Here is a 3,598-nt window from a genome sequence, read left to right on the forward strand (position 1 = left end):
CGTGAACGGTCGGCTCATATTTCGGTGCAGAAAATGCGCTTTACCTTTATTTTACATAAACTCCATAACCTTCAAACACGGGTATGCTATCGTTTGATATATGAGAAATATGATAGTAATAAAGAGGAAATGAACGTATGAAGGTTTCCATTCAATCGAAGGTCCGTAAAGCAATTGCATATAACGTTGTCGCCACCTGCTTGGTCATTACCGCTATTACCTGCGTGCTGATCGGGCGGTATTCCCTTGAAAATCATAAGGTGTTTGCCCAAAGCCTTGCGGCATCCTATTCCATGAGCATTACAGAAGCGGTTGCGTCCATTAAAAACCAGATACAGAATGTTGCCGCCGATGAAGCGGTGTGCGACCCCACGCTGGACGCGGCTGACCGCAGGGCCTATCTTAAGGTCAGGACGCGCGGCACTGCCTTTTCGTCTTTTTCCGTCAGCAGCAAAACCGGCGTTACCTATGAAGGAGAGGACATTTCGGGTACTGAAAGCTTTCAAAGCGCCATTGCGGGCGTTTCCTTTTTGTCCGCGCCGGGCCTGTTCCCCGGCGAAGAAGCGCCGGTGATTTTGGCCGGTACGCAAATTACGGCTCTAGGCCCTACGGGCGTGGTGACCGGCAGCTTGCCTGCCGACTACTTTAATCAGTACATCCGTCAGATTTCCATGGGCAAAACCGGGTATGGCTTTATTATGGACCCCAGCGGCACGATTGTTTCCCATCCGGATGACGCGATGCTGTCAGTCAATCTGCCGGAGAGCGTGGACGCCGACGCCCAGCCGGAGTGGGCGGCGCTTCTTGCGCGCATGTGCGCGGGAGAGTCCGGCGCAGAGGTTGTAACGAATGAGGGGTCCAAAAAGCTTGTGGCCTACGCGCCCATTGCCGGTGCGGAAGGGTGGGTGCTTGCCGTCAGTCAGGACTACAACGAAATTCTCGCCATGAGCCGTCAGCCAATCTGGATTTCGCTTGTGGTGATGGTGCTGGCGGTGCTTTGCTCGTCTGTTTTCTCCGCCCGGACGGCGTCCTCGCTTGCCCGCCCCATCGCTGCGGCGGTTACGCGCTTGCAGCAGCTTGAACAGGGAGATCTGGAGTCTCCTGTTCCCACCGATGCATCGGTCAGGGAAGCGGCGGCCTTGCTGCAAGCACTGGAACACACGGTTTTTTCCTTGCGCGGCTATGTGTCGGAAATCTCCACCGTGCTTTCCTGTATCGCAGACGGAGATCTCACCGTCAAAAAGGAGCAGGATTACCTTGGCGATTTCGCGCCCATCGGCACGTCCTTGGAGACAATTCTGCTGTCCCTGAACGGGGTGTTTTCCGAAATTGGGACGGCGGCCTCCACCATCCATCAGGGCGTCAATCAGGTTTCTTCCGGCTCCATACAAATTTCTGAACGCGCCTGTACCGAAACCGAAACGATGGTCAGACTGGACGACCGGATCGGGGCTGTCACGGACAGCATCAAGGCGAATACCGAAAGTGTGCAGACCGCCGGTGCGCTGTTTGATCAGATGCGGCAGCAGTCCGCGTATGCAGGTGAAAGCATGACGGAAATGCTTGCCGCAATCGGCGGCATGGAGCAAAATACCAAAAAAATTACGGAAGTGATTCGTGTGATTGAGGACATCGCCTTCCAAACCAATGTGCTTGCGCTAAACGCCGCGATAGAGGCAGCGCGGGCGGGCGGCGCGGGGAAAGGTTTCTCAGTGGTGGCTGGGGAAGTCCGTAACCTTGCGCAGAGAAGCGCGGAGGCCGCCGAAAGCACCCAGACTCTGCTTGGGCAGTCCGTCTCCTCCGTGCAGGCCGGGCGCATACACGCACAGAAGACCGAAGAGGCTTTGCAGGAAATCATGGACTTTGTAAAGCAGGTGACGGGCGCGATTCAGCAGATATCCGGCGCGTCCTTGAAGCAGAAGGAGGCCGCCGTGGAGATGCAGTCGAGCATGACGCAGATTGTGTCCTCTATTGCTTCAAACAGCGCATTTTCCGAGGAGTGCGCCGCCACCAGTCAGAGCCTTCTTGAACAGGCGGACGTTTTGGCGCAAAAGATGCGGCAATTCCGCCTGCTGGAAACTGCGGATGATTCCCTTTTGCCGGACGATGCCGCCATTACGCCGCTGGATTGCCGGGAGGATGCACCTGAATCGAGTACCTGAGCCTTAGCCGCTCCATAAAAGCACTCGCAGCCCGAAGCAGTGAATGAGATGCCCATACGCAGAAAAACGTGCACTATCCAATAGGGCGTTTCCCTCATGACGGCAAAGGCTGCGGTTTTGATATCCGCCTGCCATTCCCACGCATATAATTCAAGGGTGGAAACTGGTATTGACCGGTTCCCACCCTTGGATTTTTATATTCGGTTTGCATGTGCTGAATTGTCTCTGTGATTTGGTGGACTTGCCGTCGCACGCTTCTTTTTGTAAGCAGAACGCATAGAATCATACGTTCTCCGCATATTTCTCCCGGTCCCGATAAATCTGCTTTTGATAGCGGTCTGCCTCCGAAAAGACGCAGCCGCAGTATTTTTGCATATAAAAGCCAAGCTCCCGCGCGTTTTGATTGCCCGCGCGGAAATTGGCTCGGAAGTCCCGGTATAAAAACGAAACGCCGTATTGCTTCCCAAATCGCTCCGCCGCCCGGGCAATGCCGTCGTGGTCCTGATAAAGAGAGGCCAGAAGGGTGGAGGTAAAGGCCTCGTACCCATGCTGGGCAGCATAGCACGCTGTCTCCTCCAGCCGGTGCTCGTAGCACCAAGCGCAGCGGTGGTCGATGTCGCCCGCCACATGACAGACAAAGTCCTGCAGGCCGTATTCCTCCCGCACAATCAGCTTCATACCGATGCTGGGCGCATACTCCGCAAGACAGTCCCGGCGGGCTTCATATTCCTTCCAAGGATGGACATTGGGATTATACCAAAAGGCTGTGGGCTCCAGTCCCTCCGCCCGCAAAGGTTCAATGCAGGAGAGGGAGCAGGGGGCGCAGCAACAGTGCAGCAAAACGGATTCCATAAAACGTGTCACCTCGCCGTCAGTATAGCAGATTCGGCCGCTTTGCGCAAGGGAGCGGAAAAGCGTGGAAAAGAGTAGATGTTTCCTATGGTTCCAGTGTTCGTTTTTAACGTAACATTAACGGAGGAAAACGTTTTTGCAATTGAAAAGTTCACAAAAACAGAGTAGAATGAAAAATGTTTAGCAGGAGGTGCGGTGCGAATTTTCGCGCCGTTCGGACATTCTTAGGAGGAATCTGTTTTTGCGTGTTGGACTGGATGTCGGTTCCACCACCATTAAATGCGTGGTGCTGGATGACGACGAAAAAATTATATATTCTACATACGAGCGCCATTACAGTCATATTTTGGAAAAATCGGAGGAGCTGCTGCGGCGCATGGCCCAGTGGCACGTTCCCGGCGGGCGGGCCCGGCTCTCTATTTCCGTCTCCGCCGGAATGGGCATGGCACAGAGCGTGGAGGTTCCCTTTGTGCAGGTGGTGTTCGCCACCCGCGTGGCGGTGGGTCGGGTTGCTCCCGGAACCGACGTGGGGATTGAGCTGGGTGGAGAAGACGCCAACATGCTCTTTATGATAAACGGGCTTG

2 protein-coding genes and 1 pseudogene are annotated in these 3,598 nt (G+C 54.8%); 2 read left to right on the top strand and 1 reads right to left on the bottom strand.

The window, feature by feature from the left end; all coding sequences use genetic code 11:
* The first annotated feature begins 137 nt into the window (after positions 1 to 137).
* On the top strand, positions 138 to 2,162 hold the full coding sequence (locus RTK01_RS16255; protein ID WP_312281971.1) for a methyl-accepting chemotaxis protein: 2,025 nt from the start codon (positions 138 to 140) through the stop codon (positions 2,160 to 2,162).
* A gap of 282 nt (positions 2,163 to 2,444) precedes the next feature.
* Here the strand turns inward: RTK01_RS16255 and RTK01_RS16260 are convergent, their stop codons facing one another.
* The gene (locus RTK01_RS16260; protein WP_312281972.1) at positions 2,445 to 3,014 is read right to left on the bottom strand and encodes an epoxyqueuosine reductase QueH; all 570 of its coding nucleotides are present in this window, start codon (positions 3,012 to 3,014) and stop codon (positions 2,445 to 2,447) included.
* A gap of 241 nt (positions 3,015 to 3,255) precedes the next feature.
* Between RTK01_RS16260 and RTK01_RS16265 the strand changes: the two are divergent.
* Positions 3,256 to 3,598, top strand: a pseudogene (locus RTK01_RS16265) (2-hydroxyglutaryl-CoA dehydratase); the annotation flags it as partial.

The organism is Oscillibacter sp., assembly GCF_031978065.1.
Classification (GTDB): domain Bacteria; phylum Bacillota; class Clostridia; order Oscillospirales; family Oscillospiraceae; genus Oscillibacter.